Origin of the sequence: Achromobacter sp. SIMBA_011, from assembly GCF_046535435.1 — a bacterium.
GTDB lineage: Bacteria > Pseudomonadota > Gammaproteobacteria > Burkholderiales > Burkholderiaceae_B > Achromobacter > Achromobacter dolens.
In genome coordinates this window covers 1-1,580 of the sequence record NZ_JAWRWN010000020.1, presented here as the reverse complement: position 1 = coordinate 1,580, position 1,580 = coordinate 1, and the positions used below count along the sequence as shown (strand labels likewise).

The following is a 1,580-nucleotide window of genomic DNA, read 5'->3' as shown; positions in this document are numbered from 1 at the left end:
TTTGTATTCGTGCAGCGGACGGGTGATCTGTTCGTAGATCGCCAGTTTTTCCGGCGGGATTTCGTATTTAGACAGTTTCTGGGTAACTTCTTTAACGATACGAACCGCTTCTTCAACGTTACCGTGTTTCAGGATCGCTTCCAGAACACGCGCCTGGGTTTCTTTCGCGATTTCAGACCAGTCACGACGAACGATTTCCAGACCACGGGTGATGATTTTACCTTCTTCGTCGATCAGCGCGTATTTTTTTTTGGTAACGAAGAAACCACGTTTGTAGAAACCTTGGTATTCCAGTTCCAGCAGACCCGGCAGTTTCGCGTTGATGTAGTCAACGAATTCCAGCGCTTTTTTTTTGATTTCTTCAGATTTACCACCCGGGATGGTCGCGTACAGACCGTCGGTGTCGATGTACAGAACTTTGAAACCGAATTTTTCTTCCAGTTCTTTCCAAACGAATTCGATGTATTCACGACCCCACGCGGTAACAGATTCCGCGCATTCTTTGCAGTACCAACGCGCTTTCGCGTAACCGTAGTAACCGTAGTAAGAGTTCGCCAGGATTTTGATCGCACGCTGACGGTAGTCCAGCATGATTTTTTCGATCGGGTCCTGAGACGCTTTCATTTTGGTTTTGATTTTCTGACGTTCGTCCAGCAGACGTTTCAGCAGAGACGGGATGAAACCCGGGAAGTCTTTGCAGAATTTGTGACCAACTTCCGGCGCAACGTCGTAGTTACGGCAACCTTCACGGTTCAGGGTGTCCGGAGAAACGTTGTGGGTGATGATGATAGACGGGTACAGCGAACGGAAGTCCAGAGAAACGATGTTTTCCCACAGACCTTTTTCCGGTTCTTTAACGAAACCACCCGCGTAAGATTCACGCAGACGACGTTCGTATTCACGTTCGTCCGGTTTGTTCGGCGCCAGTTCGTTACGTTCGTACGCTTTACGCAGCAGGAACCATTCAACCAGGTTACCGGTAGAAGAACGAGAAACGTCCCACAGCGGCTGACCAACCAGACGAGACAGCTGCGCTTCCATCGGGAAGAATTCTTTACCCAGTTCGTAGGTCGCTTTCGCGTCTTCCATAGAGTATTTCGCAACACGTTCCAGACCTTCACCGGTTTCCCACGCTTTCGCGATTTCGTCCGCGTAAACTTTTTCTTTCGGTTTACCGAAGATCGCTTCGTAAACCGCTTCCAGGGTGTAGGTCGGCAGGTTGATGGTACGACGGATAACGTGGTACAGGTCGAAGTGGATACGACCTTTAACTTCAACCGCGGTCATGTCACCGATACGCTGCATTTTCGGTTCAGAACCGTCACGACCGATGGTCAGTTTGATACCCAGTTTTTCCGCACGTTTCGCCAGGTACGGCAGGTCGAAAGAGTCACCGTTGTAGGTGATGATGATGTCCGGGTCTTTTTCACGGATGATTTTCAGGAAACGTTTGATCATTTCACGTTCAGAAGAAACAACTTCAACGTACGGCAGGTCGATTTTTTTCCAGGTGATAACTTTCGCTTCTTCTTCGTCCGCGTAAGAGATCATGATGATCGGACCTTTACCGAATTCTTCAC

General features: G+C 48.9%; 1 protein-coding gene. It reads right to left on the bottom strand.

Features of this window, described 5'->3' with window-relative positions:
- On the bottom strand, positions 1–1,580 hold a 1,580-nt coding region (locus tag SB816_RS29650; RefSeq protein ID WP_410547955.1), incomplete at both ends, for a DNA polymerase.